This is a genomic window from Deinococcus budaensis (genome assembly GCF_014201885.1).
Lineage (GTDB): Bacteria > Deinococcota > Deinococci > Deinococcales > Deinococcaceae > Deinococcus > Deinococcus budaensis.
The window spans coordinates 253,982-272,666 of the sequence record NZ_JACHFN010000003.1 but is presented as its reverse complement, the minus strand read 5'-3'; the positions used below and the strand labels follow the sequence as shown (position 1 = coordinate 272,666).

Here is an 18,685-nt window from a genome sequence, read left to right as displayed (position 1 = left end):
CCGGGAAAGGCGGGGGGCTTAGCGGGAGGCTCAGCGGCCTCCACCCTCCAGGTTGGCCGAGTGGACCTGGTGGGTGTGCGGGTAGCCCCGGTACTGCTCGCGCAGCTCGCGCTTGAGGAACTTGCCGGTCGCGCCGATGGGGATGCTCTCGGCGACCACGGTCGCGTCGGGCAGCCACCATTTGGCGAAGCGGGGGGCCAGAAAGGTGCTGAGTTCCTCGTGGGTGACCTGCTGGCCGGGGTTGAGGGTCACGACCGCCAGGGGCCGCTCGTCCCACTTGGGGTCGTCCATCGCGATCACGGCGCACAGCGCGACTGCCGGGTGGGCCATGATCGCGTTTTCCAGGTCCACACTGCTGATCCACTCGCCGCCCGACTTGATCAGGTCCTTGGCGCGGTCCTGGATGTGCATGAAGCCCTGCGGGTCCAGCGTGGCGATGTCGCCGGTGTCGAACCACAGCTCGCCGTCCCGCTCGAAGAAGTTGTCCTGTCCCTCGCCCTTGTAGTACCCGCTGGCGATCCAGGGACCGCGCGCGATCAGGCGGCCCATCGTCTTGCCGTCGTGGGGCAGAGCCTCGCCGTCTTCCGAAAGGATGTCGAGAAAGACCAGCGGCACCGCCCGGCCCTGCTTGGCCCGCAGCGCGTAGCCCTCGTCGCTGGTTTCAGGGACGCCGGGAGGCACGATGCTGGCGGTGCCCAGGGGATGCGTCTCGGTCATGCCCCAGGCGTGCGCCAGCCGCAGGCCGTGGCGGTCCTGGAAGGCGCGAATCATGCTTTCGGGGGCTGCCGAGCCGCCCACGACCAGCCGCTCCAGCCGCGCGAGGTCGTAGGGCTGGCCCCCGGCTTTCGCGCGGTCGAGTTCGGCGAGCAGGCCCATCCAGATCGTGGGCACGCCCGCCGTGATCGTGACGCCCTCGTCCTGCATCAGCGCGGCCAGCGTCTTGCCGTCGCTGAAGGCCCCGGCGAACACCTGCGCGGCCCCGTACATCGCGCAGGTGTAGGGCAGGCCCCAGGCGTTCACGTGGAACATCGGCACCACCGGCAGGACCACGTCGCTTTCGCCCACGTTCAGCGCGTCCTTGGGCGCCGAGGCCAGCGAGTGCAACACGGTCGAGCGGTGGGTGTACATCACGCCCTTGGGGTTGCCGGTCGTGCCGGAGGTGTAGCACATCGCCGCCGCGTCGTTCTCGTCGAGGCGCGGGTAGCGGGCCAGCGGCTCGTGGCCCATGATCCAGGCGTCGTAGTCCTGGGCGCCGGGGATAGGCTGCGGGGTCGGCCCCAGCACGAAGATGTGTTCCAACTGCGGGCACGCCGCCCGCAGCGCCGGGATCATCGCCGCGAAGACGTTCTCGATCAGCAGCACCCGGTCTTCGGCATGGTTCAGAATCCAGGCGATCTGCTCGGGGTGCAACCGGATATTCACGGTATGCACCACGAAGCCCGCCGAGGGCACGCCCAGGTACGCCTCCAGGTGCCGGAACGAGTTGACGGCCAGCGTCGCCACCCGGTCGCCGGGCTGGAGGCCCAGTCCCTGAAGGGCCGCGCCCAGCCGCAAAGCGCGGTCGGCCACTGCCCCGTAGGTCGTGCGGTGCTTGTGCGGCACGGGATGGCCCGCCTCGTCGCGGCCGCCGACCAGCAGGCTCACGACCTCACGTCCGGCATACACCGTGCGGGCGCGCTCGAGGATAAAGGGGATGGTGAGGGGAACGTCCATCATATTGCCGTGCATGGGATGACCTCCGGAGGGAGAAGGAACGTGCGGCCCGCCGTGGGGAAGCGTGCCGCGCGGGGCTGAAGGCTGTCGGTCGTGTCAGGCATTCTAGCGGCAAAGTGAACCGGGTCCAGACCGCGCGCCGGGGGCCCGGTTTTGGCGGGTCGCTCCGGCGGTCTCGTCATCAACTGGACTTCGTTGCCGGTGGCTGGGGCGTCAGCGGCGGGTCGGAAGCTCCGGGGCCTCCTCGGCGACGGGTGGCCGGGCCTGCGCTCCTCCGCGCCGGGGACGCGGGCCGACGGGAACGGGCACGCCGGGGCCGTCCTCCTCGTCGTCATCGTTACCGGGGGGGCCAACGATCAGGCTCGCGGGCTGCTCGTAGACCCTCCCCCTTCCCAGACGGTCCAGCAGACGCCGCAGCCAGTCCAGCCCCAGCCTCCCCGATTGGCGGTTCATGCTCCAGCGTACCTGCTTCCGGGACGTTCAGTCGGGGTGCTCCGCCGCCCCGGCCCGGCCCAGCAGGTACAGCTCCAGAATCTGCACCGCCGCCGCCTCGTCCTCGTCGGCGGCGCCCAGGGCACGGGCACGCTGGGTGGTGAAGCGTTCGTCCTGGTACTCGACCCGGTAACCCTTCTCCTGCAAGACCTTGCCGAACGCCCGCACCCGGTCGGCGGCGGGGCTGTGGGCGCCGTCGGTGCGCAGCGGCAGGCCCAGCAGCAGCACGCCCGCGCCCGTTTCCTCGACCTTGAGCCGCACGGCCTTGAGATCGAGGGGAAGCCGTTTGCGGTCCACGCTGCCGCGCCCGAAAGCCAGCCGCCCGGCGTTCACCGCGAAGCCGATGCGCGATTTGCTCACGTCCAGCGCGAGGATGGTGGGCAGGCCGGTCGGGGGGGCGGTCATCGCGGCGAGTGTAGCGGAGGCCAGAGGTGCAGCAGGGACGCGCTACGCTGGAACGCATGACCAGCAGCGAAGCCGTGATCCTTTCCAGCACCCGCGCGGGCGTCCGCACCCTGACCCTCAACCGCCCCGAGCGTCTCAATGCCGCCAACGACGCCCTGCTGCTCGCGCTGACGGAGGAGGTGCTGGCGGCGGGCACCGACCCCGGCGTGCGCGTGGTCGTCATCACGGGCGCGGGGCGCGGCTTTTGCGCCGGGCAGGACCTGGGCGACGTGTCGGGGCGCGACATGACCTTCACCGAGCACCTGCAAGCGACCTACAACCCCCTGATCCGCGCCATCCGGGGCCTGGACAAGCCGGTGGTGACCGCCGTCAACGGGGTCGCGGCGGGCGCGGGGGCCAGCCTGGCGCTCTGCGGCGACATCCGGCTGTGGTCGGCGTCGGCCATGTTGATCGAGGTCTTTTCCAATATCGCGCTGGTGCCGGACTCGGGCAGCACCTGGTTGTTGCCCCGGTTGGTGGGCTACCACCGCGCCTTCGAGCTGATGGCCCTGGCCGAGCGGGTGGGCGCCCAGGACGGGCTGCGTCTGGGGCTGTGCGAGCACGTCTATCCCGACGAGACCTTCGCGGCGGACGTGCAGGCCTATGCCGAGCGGCTGGCGGCGCGGCCCGCGCACGCGCTCGCGCTGACCAAGCGGGCGCTGAATGCCGCGCTGACGGGCACGCTGGACGAGGCGCTGGACCGGGAAGCGGAGTTGCAGCAGCTCGCCGGGGACCACTGGGAGCATCTGGAAGGGGTCACAGCGTTCAAGGAGAAGCGGGCGGCGGAGTTCGTGCGGGGGGAATGAGGGAGGGCATACCCCACCCCCCAGCCCCCTACCCCAGGGGGGCTGGGGGAGCAGCGCTGCGCTGGGCAAGGGCAGATGGGCGGCGTTGGTGGGCGTCATCTTCGGCCGGAATGTTGAATCTTGATGCGGCCTCGCCACTGCCACCGTCTCGCTGCGCGATTGAGGCGTGGCGAAGGCGGTGCGGGATCAGCTCGCTTTCATCTGTGCGGCGTCCGCTGTGCCCGTTGTTGAGGAAGCTCAGGCTTTGGCGCTGTCGCTCCTTCTCTCCCTCGCGGGGGACTCGCAGAGCTGCTGACGTAGGCCGTGTCAGAGCCGCCACGCAGCTCACCAGGAAAAAATCCGCCTGCATAAGTTGACTTCCGCTGCATCCCGCGCTATCTTCTGTCCATCACCGCCCGCAGAGGCGGATTTTTTATTGCCTCGTCTCCATCGTGTAACCCCCCGCACCGTCCTGGCCTCGGCTGTGGGTCAGCATCGTGCATGTCGATCAGAAAAGTGGCGGCGGCTGGGGCGCTCGCCGTGTCGGCGGTGGCCCTGGCGCACTACGCGCCTGCGCTGCCGGACAGCGCGATTGCGAAACCGGCGCGGCAGTTCGGGCTGCCCTTCGCGGGGGCACCGGGGCCGGACACCTGGCTGCTGGGGCAGGGGTACGGCAACACGACGGGGGCGTACCGGCAGCGGCGCAGCACCTACGGGAACCTCCAGGGGGTCCACGCGGGGCTGGATTTCAGCGCGCCGTGCGGCACCCCGGTCCGCGCCATCGGGGACGGGGTGGTCGCCGAGGTGGACGGCCCGCACGGCAGCCCGCCGCACAACGTGGTGATCGACCACGCGGGAAACCTCAGCAGCCTGTACGGGCACCTGCGGGTGCGGTCCTCCTTGCGGGTGGGCCAGCAGGTCAAACGCGGGCAGGTCATCGGGGAAAGCGGCGACTCGCAGTTCACCTGCGTCAGCGCGCCGCACCTGCACCTGGAGTTGCGCGACCGCTCGCACCAGCGGTTCTTCAACCCGCTGCCTTACATCGCCGCCGACTGGGACTCGCTGGCGCTGGCGGGGTCGTTCGGGCGTGGGTACCAGTACGACCTGAACGCGCCCCGCCGCTGGCAGACCCCCGAGTCTCAGCCCGAGGTCAGGCGGGGAGGCGCCCTGCTCAACGAGTTCGCCCGGCCCTGGCCGCCCGCCGCCGGGGGGGCACGGTGAGGCGCGCCCTGGCGCTGGCCCTCGCGCTGGGCACCCCGGCCCTGGCCGCCACCCTGCCCTCCAAAGCTGTGCTGAGCGGCACCTGCTGCCCCGGCGCGGTCTGGACGCCGGATTCACGGGCGCTGCTCTTTCTGGACGGTCCCCCGGCCCGCGCCGCGACCGGCATCTACACGGTTCCGGCGAACGGTGGAGCGGTCACCCGGCGTTTTTCCAGCGTCGCCTTCTTCTCGCCCCGGCTGCTGTGGGCGGTGCGGCCCGGCACCGGGGAGAACACCACCCTGGAGCGGCTGGCCGACGGACGGCGCTTCACCCTGCCCACGCGCGGCGGCGACGTGACCTGGACGCGCTCGGAGAACCGGCTGGCGTATACCCGCAGCGACACCAGCGGCAACTTCGACCGCCGGACCACCCGCGTCTTCGTGGCGGACGCCTTCGGCTCGCCCCGGCAGGTCGCCACCCTCTACGGCGGCGGCATCAGCGGCTGGGTGAACGAGACCACCCTGCTGCTCAGCGGCAAACGCAACGCGGGAGACCGCGACCGCGACCTCTTCACCCTCGATACCCGCACGGGCGCGCGGCGCACCCTCGCCACCGCCCTGTCCTTCCGGGGCGTGAGCCTCAGCACAGACGGCTCGCGGGTCGTGTACTACGTCGCCTTCGACTCGGCGGCCCGCAACGGGCTGTGGGTGCGGCCCACGGCGGGGGGCGCGGCCAGGAAGCTCGCGGCGTTCGGCTCCTACCGCTGGCGCGACCCTGGCCGCCTGCTGCTGATCCCCCTCGACCCCGACGGCTCGCCCCACGTCCTGCGCGAGTATGACGCCCGCGCGAACGCCTGGCGCACCCTGGGCGACCTGGGCGATCAGGTCCGCCAGGGCGACTGGAACGTCAGCCCCGACGGGCGCAGGGTTTCCTACCTCAGCGCGCGCGACGGCAACGTGCGGGTGGTGGAGCTGCCGGGGGCGGGGGATTAGCCCCAGCCTCCTCCCCTGACCGCTACGTCAGAAACAGCCGGTAGGCCGCGTTCCCGGTCATCTCCTGGGCCGGATACCCCAGCCCGGCCAGGAAGGCGGCGAAGTCCTCCACCTGCTCCGGCGGCACCTGGAGTCCGGCCAGCACGCGGCCGTGCGCGCTGCCGTGGTTGCGGTAGTGAAAGAGGCTGATGTTCCAGCGGGCGTGCAGGGCGGTCAGGAATTCCAGCAGGGCGCCGGGCCGCTCGGGGAAGGTGAAGGAATAGACCCGCTCGTGCGTGGCCTCGGGCGCGCGGCCCCCGACCATGTGGCGCAGGTGGACCTTGGCCAGCTCGTCGTCGGTGAGGTCGGTGACGGGGTAGCCCTGGCGGCCCAGGGACTCCAGCAGCTCCGATCTCTCGCCGGGCTGCCCGAGCTGCACCCCCACGAAGATACGGGCGTCCTCGCGCGGCGCGTAGCGGTAGTTGAACTCGGTGATCGCGCGCGGGCCGAGGCTCCCGATAAAGGCGCGAAAGGCGCCGGGCCGCTCGGGAATGGTGACGGCCAGGATCGCCTCGCGCCGTTCGCCGATCTCGGCGCGTTCGGCCACGTGGCGCAGGCGGTCGAAATTCACGTTGGCGCCGCAGGTCAGGGCGACCAGCGTCTCGCCGGTCAATCCCTGTTCGGCGGCGTAGCGCTTCAGGCCCGCCACCGCCAGCGCTCCGGCGGGTTCCATCACGGCGCGGGTGTCGTCGAACACGTCCTTGATCGCCGCGCAGACCTCGTCGGTGCTCACCTGCACCCAGTCGTCCACATAGCGGCGGGCGAGGTCGAAGGTGTACTCACCGACCTGGCGCACCGCCACCCCGTCCACGAAGATCCCCACCGTCTCCAGGCGTACCCGCCGCCCGGCCTGGACGCTGCGGTACATCGCGTCGCTGTCGTCGGGTTCGACGCCCACGATCCGCACGTCGGGGCGCAGCGCCTTGAGGACCCCGGCCACCCCCGCGATCAGGCCGCCCCCACCGACCGGAACGAACACCGTGTAGGCGCCGGGCGTCTCGACCTGCCGCAGCAGCTCCAGCGCGACCGTGCCCTGCCCGGCGAGGACCTGGGGGTCGTCGTAGGGATGAACCGGGGTCAACCCGCGCTCGCGGCCCAGCGTCTGGGCAAGCTCCTCGGCGTCGCTGAAGGAGTCGCCGTGGAGAATCACCTCGGCGCCGCGCTCGCGGCAGGCGCGCACTTTGATCTCGGGCGTGGTCACGGGCATCACGATCACCGCCCGCAGCCCCAGCTTCTGCGCCGCGTAGGCCACCCCCTGCGCGTGGTTGCCCGCCGAGGCGCAGATCACGCCGCGCGCCGCCTCCGCCGGGGTCAGCCCGCTCATCTTGTTGTAGGCCCCGCGCAGCTTGAACGAAAAGATGGGCTGCTGGTCTTCGCGCTTGAGCCACACCGCGTTGCCGGTCCGGGCGCTCAGGCCGGGCGCCGGGCTAAGGGGCGTCTGCACCGCCGCGCCGTAGACCCGGCCGGTCAGGGCCAGGCGCAGCACGTCCTGGGCCGTCAGGGAGCCGGGGGTGAAGGGCTGGGGGTGGGTCATGCGTACCTCCGGAAAAGAGGAACCCCCCGCAGGGGAGGGCGGGGGAGACGTGCGGCGCGCGGGGGAGCCGTCAGTTCCCGGAAGGGGGAAAAATTCGCGCCGGGAGCATGGGGGCAGGATAGGGGGAGGCGCCGGGGTGGCGGGGGTGAGGGGTAGACAAGGGGCGGGCGCGCCTCCTCCAGATGTGTCGGCAGATGTGTCGGCAGAGGTCTCGGCGGGCGCACCGGGTCAGGCTGCGGCCCCGGCCTCCCCGCCCGGCCCGGTTCCGGGGGGAATGGGGTAGGCTCACCCCATGCGGATGCGGACCATCGTCCTGATCATCATCGTGGTGCTGGCGGCCATTTTCGCGGTCCTCAACCGTCACGCCCTGATGTTCGGGCATACCCTCAACCTGGGCTTCGTGACCTACCGCGGCGTGCCGCTGGGGCTGATCCTGCTCCTGACCGGGCTGGCGTTGGGGCTGCTGTTCTATCTGTGGGGCAATGTGGACCGCCTGCGTGCCCAGGCCGACAGCGCCCGGCTGCTGCGCGACATGGAGGCGCTGCGCCTGAGCCTGGACTCGCAGGAGGGCAGCCGTTTTGCCCAGCTGCAAAGCTATATCGACGAGCGCTTCGAGACGCTGGGCCAGAGCGTGGGCCGCCCGGCCCTCCCGGCTCCCGGGCTGGAGGCCACCAACGCCCGCATCGACGCCCTGCAACGCGACCTGAACGTGCAGCTCGCGCAGATCGACGATTACCTCAAGCGCCGCCTGGGCTGAGCGGCCGGGAGGCGGCGGGTCCCGGCTTCTCTTGCACCCGGTTCAGAAGTTCGGAAGTGCCCCTCCCGGCGCGTCTAGAATGCGCCGGGAAGCTGTTTTTCCAGGTCCTGTTGTGCGGCCTCTCCCCTGGTGCCCAGAGCTGCTTTCGTCCCGGCGTCCGCTGCCCCGTTGCGGCAAGGTGGGCGGCGAGAAGCGGGACCGGGGGCACGCGGGGGCCGACCCGCCGCAGGGCCAGACCGCAGGAACCTGACCGCAGGAAGGAGTGAAAAGGCTTATGGCGCTCGACCGTTTTTTCCGCAGACGCCGCCCGCAGCAGCAGGTGGGCGCGGAGCTGCCGGACCTGTGGACCCAGTGCCCCCAGTGCAAGGAGGGGCTGTACAACCGCGACCTCGAACTGAGCAGTTTCGTGTGCCCCAAGTGCGGCCACCACCTGCGCCTGGACGCGGGCAAGCGGCTGGAGGTGCTGCTCGACCCCGGCAGCTTTCAAGCGCGCTCGGGCCGGGTGCGGCCCACCGATCCGCTGGGCTTCGAGGACACCGAACCCTACCCGGCGCGGCTGGCCCGCGCGCAGGCCAAGACCGGCCGCCCCGACGCGATCCTGACCGGCACGGGGCAGATTCACGGGCTGCCGGTCACGGTCGCCGCGATGGACTTTGCTTTTTCGGGCGGCAGCATGGGCAGCGTGGTCGGTGAGGAGATCGCCCGCGCGGCGGAACATGCGGCCTCGGCCGGGACGCCCTTCGTGCTTGTCGCGGCCAGCGGCGGCGCGCGGATGCAGGAGAGTGCCCTCTCGCTGATGCAGATGGCGAAGACCACTGTGGCGCTCGAGGGCCTCTCCGAGCGCGGCCTGCCGTACGTCTCCATCCTCAGCGATCCGACAACGGGGGGCGTGACCGCCTCCTTTGCCACCGTCGCGGACGTGATCGTGGCCGAGCCGGGCGCCCTGATCGGGTTCGCGGGGCCGCGCGTGATCCAGCAGACCATCCGCCAGCATCTGCCCGAAGGCTTTCAGCGCGCCGAGTTCCTGCTGGAGCACGGCATGGTGGACGCCGTGGTGGACCGCCGCGAGCACCGCGCCTACCTGCGGACGCTGCTGGGCGTGCTGACCCGCCGCTCCGCCGGGGGGAGCGCATGACCGCCCCCGCCGAGACCCTGCGCGAACTCGAAGCCCGGCTGCGCGAGCTGGAAGCCACCGCCGGGCGCACCGGGCAGAACCTTGACGCGGCGCTCAACCCCCTGCGCGCCGAGGTCGAGCGCCTGCGCGGGGAAGGCCACGCCCGCCTCACGCGCTGGGAGCGGGTCGGGCTGGCCCGCGCGCCGGGGCGCCCCACCGCCCTGGATTACGTCGAGCGGCTGTGCAGCGACTTTACCGAGCTGCACGGCGACCGCGCCTACGGGGACGACCCCGCCCTGATCGGCGGCCCGGCGCGCTGGCTGGGCACGCCCGTCATGCTCTTGATGCAGCAAAAGGGCCGCGATACCAAGTCCAAGATTCGCCGCCGCTTCGGCATGAGCAATCCCGAGGGCTACCGCAAGGCGATCCGCCTGATGGACCTCGCCGACCGCTTCGGGCTGCCGGTGGTGACGTTGATCGACACGCCCGGCGCCTATCCCGGCATCGAAGCCGAGGAACGCGGCCAGGGCTGGGCCATCGCCGAGAGCATCCAGCGGATGGTGCGGTTGCGGGTCCCGGCCGTGTGCGCCGTGATCGGCGAGGGTGGCTCGGGCGGAGCGCTCGCGCTGGGGGTCGGCAACCGGGTGCTCATCCAGGAAAACGCCTGGTACTCGGTGATCTCGCCCGAGGGTGCGGCCAGCATCATCTGGAAAGACGCGGCCAAAGCCCCGGAAGCCGCCGAGGCCCTCCGGCTCACCGCGCCCGACCTGCTGGACCTCGGCCTGGTCGAGGAGGTCGTGCCCGAGCCGCCGGGGGGCGCCCACCTCGACCCGGAGGCCGCCGCCCGCTTCCTGGGCGAGGCCGTCGCGCGCCAGCTGGCCGAGCTGTCGGGGCTGGAACCGCACGCGCTGAAGGCGGGCCGGGCCGCCCGCTTCCGCACGCTGGGCGCTTTCGACGAGGACTGAGCGGGGGGACCTCGGGTAGAGCACTGCCGCCCTGTTCTCCACGGTCAGGCTCCGGCGCGGGAAGAACGGCTCTCATCTGAAGTCCCGCAGCTTGAGCGCCACCGAGATGTCCCGCGGTGGCGCTCGGCTGACGCTGCGGTCCCATCCTGGACGGCGGGCCGGGGCTGCCCACTGTCTTGCTCGGCTGAACCCCTGCCTGCCCCGATCCGGGTAAGGTTGCCCCCATGGCTGCGCTGAACCTGCTTGCCGAGAATCCGGTCCTGACCCTCTTCGTGGTGCTGCTGCTGGGCTTTGCGCTGGGCAGCGTGCGGGTGCTGGGGTTCAGCCTGGGGGTGGCGGGGGTGCTGTTCGCGGGGCTGCTGGTCAGCGCGCTCGATCCGCGCATCGCGCTGGACCCGGCGGTCTACGAGCTGGGGCTGGCGCTCTTCGTCTTTTCCATCGCGCTGGCGAGCGGCGGGCATTTTCTGGGGTCGCTGGGCCGCGCCGGGCTGATTCGCAACGCGCTGGTGCTGGCCCTGCTGACCCTGGGGGCGGGGCTGACGCTGCTGGCCGGGCGGCTGCTGGGCCTGGACCCTGCGCTCACCGCCGGGCTGTACACCGGGGCCTTGACCAGCACCCCCGCACTGGCGGGCGTGATCGAGGCGGTGGCGGGCCAGCCGGGAGCGGGCGACCCGGTCGTGACCTACTCCATCGCCTACCCGATGGGCGTGATCGGCGTGATGCTGGCGCTGTTTTTCTTCGAGCGGCGCTACCGCCCCGACTACCCGGGAGAAGCGCGGACGCTGGGTGTCTCGGCGGAAGAACCCGTCACCCGCACGCTCCGGGTGCAGGACCCGCGCGAACCCACAGTGGAGGCCTTCGCGCGGACGCACGGCGAGCGGGTGGTGTTCGGGCGACTGCTGCACGGCGGGCAGCTTGAACCGGCCGAGGCGGGGTCGGTGCTGCGCCGGGGCGATCTGGTGTCCATCACCGGGGCGCCGGGCGACGTGGCGGCCGTGATCGCGCAGCTCGGCGAGGAACTGCCCGAATCGCTGAGCAGCGACCGCTCGGTGCTGGATTTCCGGCGCATCTTCGTGTCCAGCCCCCGGGTGGCGGGGCGGCGGCTTTCGGAGCTGAGGGTGCGCGAGCGGCTGGGCGCCACCGTGACCCGCGTGCGCCGGGGCGACCGCGACATCGTGCCGGGCGGGGCGACGGTCCTCGAACTCGGGGACCGGGTGCGTGTGGTCGCCCCGCGCGAACGCATGGGCGAGGTGACCCGTTTTTTCGGCGACTCGTACCGCCGCCTCTCCGAGATCAACCTGCTGACCTTCAGCCTGGGGCTGGTGCTGGGGCTGGCGCTGGGCACCCTGCCGCTGCCGCTGCCCGGCGGCGGGACCTTCCGGCTGGGCGTGGCAGGTGGACCGCTGCTCGTCGGGCTGCTGCTGGGGGCGCTGGGGCGCAGCGGGCGCATCGTCTGGAACATCCCCTACAGCGCCAACCTGACCTTGCGCCAGCTGGGGCTGGCCCTCTTTCTGGCGGGCGTGGGCCTGCGCAGCGGCGGGCGTTTCGCGGCGCAGCTCGCCAGTGCCCAGGGGGTCTATCTCCTGCTGGCGGGCACGCTGATCACGGTCGTGGTCGTCTCGCTGCTGCTGTGGACCGGGTACCGGCTCTTGCGGCTGCCCTACAGCCTGCTCACGGGTCTGGCCGCCGGTCTGGGCACCCAGCCTGCCGTGCTGGGCTACGGCACCGAGCGCACCGGCAACGAGGTTCCCGAGCTGGGCTACACCTCGGTGTATCCGGTGGCGTTGATCGGCAAGATCTTCCTCGCGCAGCTCATCTTGCTGCTGGCGGGGTAGGGGCGGCCCACCTGCGCCCGTTCCCGCCGCGCCGGGTCAGGGGGTACGCTGGTGCATGACGACAACCCAGGCGGACGTGGACGTGCTGATCGTCGGGGCGGGCCTGGCGGGGCTGACGGCGGCGCGCAGGCTCGCCGGGGCCGGGCGGCGGGTGCGGGTGCTGGAGGCGCGTGGGCGGGTCGGCGGGCGCACCCACACTGTCCGGCTGCCGCTCACGGGGGTCAGCGTGGACCTCGGCGGGCAGTGGGTCGGGCCAAACCAGCCGCACGTCATGGCCCTGATCCGGGAACTCGGGCTGGAGGTCTACCCCACGCACGACGCCGGGCAAAACCTCGCGCACCTGCTGGGCCGCACCTTGAGGTACCGGGGCCTGATTCCGCCGCTGCCGCCGCATGTTCTGGCCGACTACGCCCTGCTCTCCGCCCGCTTCGAGCGGCTGGCCCGTCAGATTCCCCTGGAGGCTCCCTGGACGGCCCCGGGCGCGGCAGAGCTGGACGCCCAGACGTTCGAGAGCTGGATCACCCGCCATGCCCATACCCCCCAGACCCGCGCGCTGATGCGCCTGTATGCCGGGGCCGTCTTCAGCGCGGACGCCTCCGAGCTGAGCCTGCTGCACGCCCTGACCTACACCGCGCACGGGGGCGGGATCAACGGGCATACCCTCACGCGCGGGCACGCCCTGCAAGACCGGATCCTGGGCGGCGCCCAGAGCCTCGCCCTGCGCCTGGCCGACGCGCTGCCCGACGTGCGGCTGGGGTGCCCGGTCATCCGGGTCGAGCGGAATGAGGCGGGCGTGACCCTGCACACCCCGCAGGGACCGCACCGCGCCGGGCACGCGGTGGTGGCCGTGCCCCCGGCGCTGCTCTCCGGCATGGGGTTCGACCCTCCGCTGCCGCCCCGCCGCGCGCAGCTTCAGCAGCGGCTCCCGATGGGCGCGGTCGTGAAGTTCATGGCGGTCTACGAGCGCCCCTTCTGGCGCGAGGCGGGCCTGAGCGGCATGTCCATCAGCGAGCGCGGCCCGGTCACCGTGACCTTCGACAACAGTCCGCCGCAGGGTACTCCCGGCGTGCTGCTGGGCTTCCTGGAGGGGGGAGAGGCCCGCGCCTGGATGGACCGCCCGGGGGAAGAACGCCGCGCCGCCGCCCTGGAGAGCCTGGCGCGGCTGTTCGGCCCGCAGGCCAGGTACCCGCTGGAAACGGTCGAGCGCGACTGGGCGGCCGAACCCCACAGCGGCGGGTGCTACGGGGCGCTGTTCGGCCCCGGTACCTGGACCGGCTACGGCGAGGCGCTGCGTGCCCCGGTCGGGCGCCTGCACTGGGCGGGCGCCGAGACCGCGCGCGTGTGGATGAACTACATGGACGGCGCCGTCGAGAGCGGCGAGCGGGCGGCCGGGGAAGTGCTCGCCGCCCAGGCCGCCCGCTGACCTTCGCCGTCCTCAGCTTCCGCTCGTCGCCTTCAGGCCGATGATCGCCGCGATCATCATGCCCAGGAAGAGCAGCCGGGCCAGGGTCACGGGTTCCTTGAACAGCACGATGCCCAGGATGGCGGCCCCCACCGCCCCGATGCCGACCCACACCCCGTAGGCCGTGCCGATGGGCAGCGTCCGCGCCGCCAGCCCCAGCAGCCCCATGCTGGCGACCATGCTCAGGATGGTGAGCACGGTGGGGACGGGCCGGGTGAAGCCCTCGGTGTACTTCAGGCCGATGGCCCAGCCGACTTCCAGCAACCCCGCGATCACGAGCAGCGTCCATGCCATAAGAGACCTCCTGCGCCGTCTTGTCGTGACCGGGTACGGCGGTGCTCTCGTCCGGAGTTCGGCCCCCACCTTGGTCCACACGGGGGGGCGACTGAGGGAAGTCTAGCGGCCTTCTGTAAGCAAAGGAGGAGCGGCGTGTAACGGGGAGGTTACGCGCCGCTCCTGCTGGCCGCTGGCCGCTCTCTTTACACCCCCAGGTACGCGCTGCGCACCCGGTCGTCGCCCAGCAGTTCGCCCTGCGAGCCTTGCAGCGAAACCCGCCCGCCTTCCAGCACGTAGCCCCGGTGCGCGATACCCAGCGCCGCGAAGGCGTTCTGCTCGGCCAGCAGCACGCTGACCCCTGCCGCGTTCACCCGCTCCACCGCCTCGAAGACCTGCTCGACGACCAGCGGCGCCAGCCCCAGCGACGGCTCGTCGAGCAGCAGCAGCTCGGGCCGCGCCATCAGCGACCGCGCGATGGCGACCATCTGCTGCTGCCCGCCGCTGAGGCTCCCGGCGGGCGCGTTGCGCTTTTCCACCAGGATGGGGAAAAGGGCGTACACCCGCTCCAGCTCGCGCGCCGTTCCGGCAGGGTCACGGCGGTGGACGAAAGCGCCCAGCCGCAGGTTCTTCTCCACGCTGAGGTCGGGAAACAGCAGGCGGCCTTCCGGGCACTGCGCCACGCCGCGCGCCACGTTGAACTCGGGCCGCCCGCCGGTCAGCGGAACGCCTTTCCAGGTCGCCGCGCCGCCCGAGGGGCGCTGCAACCCGCTCAGCGTGCGGAAGAGGGTGCTCTTGCCCGCCCCGTTGGCGCCCAGCAGCACCACGATCTCGCCCGGTTGGACGGTCAGGCTGACCTCGTGCAGCGCCCGGAAGGCGCCGTAGTTCACGTTGAGATTCTGGACCTCAAGCATGGGCGCCTCCCGTCTCCCCGGCGGCCCGCCCCGGCTGGCCCATCTGGCCGCCGTGCGCGTGCCCGCCCAGGTACGCCTCGATCACGGCGGGGTCGCGGCTGACGGCGCCCGGCGTGCCCTGGGCGATCTTCTGGCCGTGGTGCAGCACCACGATGCCGTCGGCCAGGCCCATCACCAGGCTCATCTTGTGCTCGACCAGCGCGACCGTGAGGCCTCCGGACACCAGTTCGCGGATGAGTCCCATCAGGCTGACCGTCTCCTCCGGGTTCATTCCGGCGGCGGGTTCGTCCAGCAGCAGCAGCTTGGGGTCGCTCGACAGCGCCATCGCGATGCCGACGCGTTTCTGGCCCTCCTGGGTCAGCGCCCCGGCGGGCCGCCCGGCCTGCGCGGCCAGCCCCACCCGGTCGAGCGCGCGCATCGCGCCCACCCGGCTTTCCTCCTCGTCGCGGCGCTCGCGGCCCGTGCGCAGCAGCGCGTCGAGCAGCCCGGCGCGGGTGCGGACCCGGTGGCCGATCATGGCGTTGTCGAGCACGCTGAGTTCCTTGTAGATGGTGGTCGTCTGGAAGGTGCGGGCGATCCCGCGCGCGACGACCTGGTGGGTCCGCAGGCGGGTGATGTCCTCCCCCTGAAAGCGGATGCGCCCCGAGGTGGGCTGGTAGAAGCCCGAGATCAGGTTGAAGAAGGTGCTTTTGCCTGCCCCGTTCGGCCCGATAATCGCGGTGATCTGCCCGGCCGGGACCGAGGCGGTCACGTCGCGGACCGCGTGCAGGCCGCCGAAGTGGATGCCCAGCCCCTCGACTTCCAGCAGGGGCAGGGCCAGGATGGGCGCCTCAGGCATGGTCCACCGTCCGCTCGGTGCGGGCGCGCACCCGCCGCGCCTGGGCGCGGTCCCACAGCCCCGCCAGCCCCTGCGGCGCAAAGAGAACGAGCAGCACCAGCAGCGGCCCGAACACGATGTACTGGTAGTCTTGCAGGCCCTTCATGAACTGGAGCGCCACGTAGATCAGCGCGGTGCCCACCAGCGGCCCGGCCAGCGTGCCCACCCCGCCCACCAGCAGGTACAGCAGCACGGTGAAGGTGGTTGTCGGCCCGGTCGCGCCCGATCCCAGGAAGCCCACGTAGGCCGCGTACACGCCGCCCGCGAAGCCCGCGATGGCGGTCGAGAGCATCAGCGCCCGCAGCTTGTGGGTATACACGTCGATTCCGGCGCTGCGCGCGAGGTCCTCGCCGCCCCGGATGGCGACCAGCGAGCGCCCGAACACGCTCTGGCGGGTGCGCGCGACCACCAGAATGGTGAGTGCCAGCGCGGCCAGGGCCACGTAGTAGAAGTTCGCCGACTTGGAAAAGTCGATGCCCAGGAGGCTGGAGGCGGGCGGCACCCCGTTGAGGCCGTCGTTGCCGCCAGTCAGGTCGTCCCACTTGTTGATCACCAGCGCGATGATCACCCCGACCCCCAGCGTGAAGATCGAGAAGGCGTCCCCGCGCGTGCGGAAGGCCACCAGCCCCAGCAGCAGGCCGCCCAGCGCCGCGAGCAGCACCCCGGCGGGCCAGGCGAGCCAGAAGCTCCAGCCCGCTTTCAAGGTCAGGATGCCCACCGTGTAGGCGCCTATGCCGAAAAAGCCCGCGTGCGCCAGCGACAGCAATCCCGTATACCCCAGCATGATGTTCAGGCCGTAGGCCAGCATCGCCCAGATCATGGTGTTGATCGCCACGTCCAGCACGTAGCCGCCGGGTTGCAAGAGCGGCAGCCCCGCCGCCAGCGCGAAGACGGCCAGCCAGCCCAGCAGGCCGGGGTTGAACTTCCTGCGGGTCGCGGCGCTCATGCGGTCACGCCCCGGTGCTTCGCCGCCGCGCCTGCGGCCCCTTTCCACGCCCTCACCTGCATCACGTCCCCCTCCTGAACAGCCCCTGGGGCCGGATCGCCAGCACGACCACCAGCGCCGCGAACCCGATCACGTCCGCGAAATCCAGGTTGATGTAAAAGCCCCCGAACACCTCCGCCAGCGCGAGCAAAAAGGCGCCCACGATGGCTCCCGGCACGCTGCCCATGCCGCCCAGGATGATGATGGCGAAGACCTTGAGGTTCATCACCTCGCCCATCGAGGGGGCGACCGAGACGATGGGCGCGATCAATGCGGCGGCGGCGGCGGCCAGCCCTCCCGAGATGGCGAAGGTCAGCATGCCGACCCGGTTCACGTTGATGCCGACCAGCCGCGCGCCCTCGCGGTTTTGAGACATCGCCTCGATGGTGGCGCCCGTCAGGGTGCGCTTCAGGAAGTAGTTCAGCCCCAGCATCACCAGCACGGAGGCGGCGATCACGATCAAGCGCTGCCAGGTGATGACCACGCCGCCCAGGTTCAGAATGCCGGTCACCGGCTCGGCGATCTGCTTGAAGTCGGGTCCCCAGATCAACTGCACCGCCGCTTCCAGAAAGAACAGCACCCCGATGGCGGCGATCATGGAGTGGACGTGCGGCGCGTTCCGGAGCGGGTAGAACACCGCCCGCTCCAGCCCGGCGGCCAGCCCCGCCACCGCCACCGCCGCGATCAGGAGCGCGGCGACGTAGGGCACGCCCAGGCCGTTCAGCACGGCGTAGGTGAAGTACGCGCCCAGCATGTACAGGCCGCCGTGCGCGAAGTTGGGCACCCGCATCACGCCGTAGACCAGGGTCAGCCCCAGCGCCACCAGCGCGTACACGCCGCCCAGGGCCAGCGCGTTGAACAGTTGTTGCAAAAAGAGGGTCAAGGACCAGCCTCCAGAAAGAAAAAAGCCCGCGCCCCTCTGACCCTCAGGGCGCGGTACGGACGATCAGCCGGGCAGCACGCGGTTTACTTGAAGACCTTGCTCACGCGCAGGCGGGTGTACTTGCCGTTCTTGACGCTGGCGATCAGGAACTCGGCGTCCACGTGGCCCCCGGCGGTGACGCCCGCGAGCTTGTAGACGGTCTTGCTGAGCGGCAGCGCCTTGGCGGCGGCGTTGAGCTGCGCGCGGATCGCCTGCGGGTTGTCGGTCGTCCCGGCGAGTTCCATCGCCTTGGCGATCACGTTCATGCCCATGTAGTTCAGGCCCGCCTCGCTGGTGGGAATCTTCTTGTAGGCGCGCTGGTACTGCGAGACAAAGAGCTGGGTGCCGGGGAACTCCTTGGTCGGCAGCACGCCCACCGAGCCGTCGAGGTAGGCGCGCGGCACGACCGTGTCCATCTGCTCGAACTTGGCCTGGTCCATCACGATGAAGCCGCCCTTGAACCCCTGTTCGCGCGCCGCCTTGACGACCAGCGCGGTGGGCTGCGAGGGGCCGCCGATAAACAGCACGTCGGGTTTTTCCGCCAGCGCCTTGGTCACGGCGCTGGAGTAGTCCACGGTGGTGGAATAGTCCACCCCGTTGTCGCGCCCGACGGTGCCGCCCTGCTTTTTCCACTCCTCGGTCACGGCGTCGGCCCACTGCTTGCCGTAGGCGCTGGTGGTGCCCACCATCCCGAGTTTCTTGCCGAAGGCCTTCATCTGGGTCGAGACGAAGGGTTGCAGGTAGTTGTCGTAGCGCGGCGGGAGCATAAAGGTCATGGGGCTTTTGGCGTCCAGGATCTTCGGCTCGCTGGAGTACGCCACCAGCAGGAAGTTGGGGTCGCGCACCGCCAGCGGCTGCACCGCCAAGATGCCGCCCGCGTGCGGCACGAACACCACGTCGATGCCCTGCGAGGTCAGGCGCCGCACGTTGGTGGCCGTCTCGTTGGGCAGGTAGCGGTCGTCGAGCGACACCAGCCGGAAGGTGACTTTCTCGCCTCCCACGGTGATCCCGCCCGCGCGGTTGAGTTCGTTGATCGCCATCTCGACGCCGCTCTGGGTGTCTTTGCCGTACAGCGCGGCGCCGCCCGACAGCGGACCGCTGAAGCCGATGCTCACGACCTTGTCGGCCAGCGCGGACCCCGCGCCGAGCGCGAGGAAAAGAGGAATCAGGGAACGCTTGGTCATAGTGAACCTCCGGTGCCCCCCTGGGGCGGGACACAGCGATAAAAGCCGGGACAACACCTCTGGGCCGCGCTTCGGCCCCCTCTGCACGCAGTACAAATTGTGGGTGCGTTCATGCTGGCACGTGCCGCTGGGGGTGTCAATTGTCCTGCCCCCATTTCTGGCGCTCCTTCCCGCCGCGCAGGGCCGTTTGCCAGGCCC

Annotated in this window: 18 protein-coding genes and 1 riboswitch; of the genes, 8 read left to right on the top strand and 10 right to left on the bottom strand. The window is 71.1% G+C overall.

What is annotated here, in order from left to right:
* Window positions 1–30: 30 nt before the first annotated feature.
* From HNQ09_RS06215 to ruvX, 3 genes are all read right to left on the bottom strand, one after another.
* Window positions 31–1,728 carry a long-chain fatty acid--CoA ligase gene (locus HNQ09_RS06215; RefSeq protein WP_184026826.1) on the bottom strand — a complete coding sequence of 566 codons (1,698 nt, stop codon included), beginning with the start codon at window positions 1,726–1,728 and terminating at the stop codon, window positions 31–33.
* Window positions 1,729–1,926: 198 nt separating this feature from the next.
* On the bottom strand, window positions 1,927–2,166 hold the full coding sequence (locus HNQ09_RS06210) for a hypothetical protein (protein WP_184026824.1): 240 nt from the start codon (window positions 2,164–2,166) through the stop codon (window positions 1,927–1,929).
* Between the two features lie 27 nt (window positions 2,167–2,193).
* Window positions 2,194–2,610: a Holliday junction resolvase RuvX gene (gene ruvX / locus HNQ09_RS06205; RefSeq protein ID WP_184026822.1), complete on the bottom strand. Its 417-nt coding sequence runs from the start codon at window positions 2,608–2,610 to the stop codon at window positions 2,194–2,196.
* A gap of 56 nt (window positions 2,611–2,666) precedes the next feature.
* Between ruvX and HNQ09_RS06200 the strand changes: the two genes are divergently transcribed.
* The 3 genes from HNQ09_RS06200 to HNQ09_RS06190 all read left to right on the top strand — a co-directional run bounded on the left by HNQ09_RS06200 (window position 2,667) and on the right by HNQ09_RS06190 (window position 5,626).
* On the top strand, window positions 2,667–3,455 hold the full coding sequence (locus HNQ09_RS06200) for an enoyl-CoA hydratase-related protein (protein WP_184026819.1): 789 nt from the start codon (window positions 2,667–2,669) through the stop codon (window positions 3,453–3,455).
* Window positions 3,456–3,935: 480 nt separating this feature from the next.
* Window positions 3,936–4,655 carry a M23 family metallopeptidase gene (locus tag HNQ09_RS06195; RefSeq protein ID WP_184026817.1) on the top strand — a complete coding sequence of 240 codons (720 nt, stop codon included), beginning with the start codon at window positions 3,936–3,938 and terminating at the stop codon, window positions 4,653–4,655.
* Window positions 4,652–5,626, top strand: a complete 975-nt coding sequence (locus HNQ09_RS06190; protein ID WP_184026815.1) for a hypothetical protein — start codon at window positions 4,652–4,654, stop codon at window positions 5,624–5,626. The genes HNQ09_RS06195 and HNQ09_RS06190 overlap by 4 nt, the downstream gene beginning before the upstream one ends.
* A gap of 22 nt (window positions 5,627–5,648) precedes the next feature.
* Here HNQ09_RS06190 and ilvA read toward each other — a convergent pair whose 3' ends face one another.
* A complete protein-coding gene (gene ilvA / locus HNQ09_RS06185; RefSeq protein ID WP_184026813.1) occupies window positions 5,649–7,199 on the bottom strand; it encodes a threonine ammonia-lyase, biosynthetic in 1,551 nt (516 codons plus the stop codon).
* Window positions 7,200–7,497: 298 nt separating this feature from the next.
* On the opposite strand from ilvA, the gene HNQ09_RS06180 reads away from it, so the two are divergent.
* The 5 genes from HNQ09_RS06180 (at window position 7,498) to HNQ09_RS06160 (ending at window position 13,293) form a co-directional block, all read left to right on the top strand.
* Entirely contained in the window at window positions 7,498–7,956 is a 459-nt protein-coding gene (locus tag HNQ09_RS06180) for a LapA family protein (protein ID WP_184026955.1), read from the top strand.
* 274 nt (window positions 7,957–8,230) lie between these two features.
* Window positions 8,231–9,091 (top strand): acetyl-CoA carboxylase, carboxyltransferase subunit beta, encoded by an 861-nt coding sequence (gene accD, locus HNQ09_RS06175; protein WP_184026811.1) that lies wholly within the window; start codon window positions 8,231–8,233, stop codon window positions 9,089–9,091.
* Window positions 9,088–10,035, top strand: coding sequence for an acetyl-CoA carboxylase carboxyltransferase subunit alpha (locus HNQ09_RS06170; RefSeq protein WP_184026809.1), 948 nt, complete (start codon window positions 9,088–9,090; stop codon window positions 10,033–10,035). Before accD ends, HNQ09_RS06170 begins: the two co-directional genes overlap by 4 nt.
* A gap of 224 nt (window positions 10,036–10,259) precedes the next feature.
* A complete protein-coding gene (locus HNQ09_RS06165; protein ID WP_184026807.1) occupies window positions 10,260–11,870 on the top strand; it encodes an aspartate:alanine exchanger family transporter in 1,611 nt (536 codons plus the stop codon).
* Between the two features lie 55 nt (window positions 11,871–11,925).
* Complete coding sequence (locus HNQ09_RS06160) at window positions 11,926–13,293, top strand: flavin monoamine oxidase family protein (protein WP_184026805.1); 1,368 nt, start codon at window positions 11,926–11,928, stop codon at window positions 13,291–13,293.
* Window positions 13,294–13,305: 12 nt separating this feature from the next.
* On the opposite strand, the gene sugE is transcribed toward HNQ09_RS06160, so the two are convergent.
* The 6 genes from sugE to HNQ09_RS06130 form a co-directional block, all read right to left on the bottom strand.
* The gene (gene sugE / locus HNQ09_RS06155; RefSeq protein ID WP_184026803.1) at window positions 13,306–13,626 is read right to left on the bottom strand and encodes a quaternary ammonium compound efflux SMR transporter SugE; all 321 of its coding nucleotides are present in this window, start codon (window positions 13,624–13,626) and stop codon (window positions 13,306–13,308) included.
* Between the two features lie 9 nt (window positions 13,627–13,635).
* Window positions 13,636–13,708: riboswitch (guanidine-III (ykkC-III) riboswitch) on the bottom strand.
* A gap of 103 nt (window positions 13,709–13,811) precedes the next feature.
* Window positions 13,812–14,519, bottom strand: a complete 708-nt coding sequence (locus tag HNQ09_RS06150) for an ABC transporter ATP-binding protein (protein ID WP_184026801.1) — start codon at window positions 14,517–14,519, stop codon at window positions 13,812–13,814.
* Entirely contained in the window at window positions 14,512–15,357 is an 846-nt protein-coding gene (locus tag HNQ09_RS06145) for an ABC transporter ATP-binding protein (RefSeq protein WP_184026800.1), read from the bottom strand. The genes HNQ09_RS06150 and HNQ09_RS06145 overlap by 8 nt, the downstream gene beginning before the upstream one ends.
* Window positions 15,350–16,342, bottom strand: a complete 993-nt coding sequence (locus tag HNQ09_RS06140; protein ID WP_184026798.1) for a branched-chain amino acid ABC transporter permease — start codon at window positions 16,340–16,342, stop codon at window positions 15,350–15,352. The genes HNQ09_RS06145 and HNQ09_RS06140 overlap by 8 nt, the downstream gene beginning before the upstream one ends.
* Before the next feature lie 61 nt (window positions 16,343–16,403).
* Window positions 16,404–17,264 (bottom strand): branched-chain amino acid ABC transporter permease, encoded by an 861-nt coding sequence (locus HNQ09_RS06135; protein WP_184026795.1) that lies wholly within the window; start codon window positions 17,262–17,264, stop codon window positions 16,404–16,406.
* 83 nt (window positions 17,265–17,347) lie between these two features.
* Window positions 17,348–18,487 (bottom strand): ABC transporter substrate-binding protein, encoded by a 1,140-nt coding sequence (locus tag HNQ09_RS06130; RefSeq protein WP_184026793.1) that lies wholly within the window; start codon window positions 18,485–18,487, stop codon window positions 17,348–17,350.
* Window positions 18,488–18,685: the final 198 nt, after the last annotated feature.